This window comes from Methylobacterium frigidaeris (assembly GCF_022179185.1).
Lineage (GTDB): Bacteria > Pseudomonadota > Alphaproteobacteria > Rhizobiales > Beijerinckiaceae > Methylobacterium > Methylobacterium frigidaeris.
Genome location: NZ_BPQJ01000268.1, coordinates 1 through 253 on the forward strand (window position 1 = coordinate 1; position 253 = coordinate 253).

The window sequence follows — 253 nt, forward strand, 5'->3', positions numbered from 1 at the left end:
GACCGTATCAGAATCTATAGCTTGCATCCATGCCTTAACAAACATCTTTCAATTCAATCAAATAGAGATTGGCTAAGCATGTCTATCTTTTCTGATTACAGTTCCAGTAGTGAAATGCACAATAATTTAACAATTGATTATTATTTAGCACTTTCCTCTACCAAAGGCAGTGGAATTAATAATATCATTTCAATTATTCTTCAGCAAGCCCAGGATTATGATGTGCCGAAAATAACATGATGTTGAGGAGAAG

The 253-nt window shown here is 34.0% G+C and carries 1 protein-coding gene; it reads left to right on the top strand.

Annotated elements, in window-relative coordinates; all coding sequences use genetic code 11:
• On the top strand, window positions 1-240 hold a 240-nt coding region (locus tag MFF64_RS37110), incomplete at its 5' end, for a hypothetical protein (protein WP_238194061.1).
• Between the last annotated feature and the right edge of the window lie 13 nt (window positions 241-253).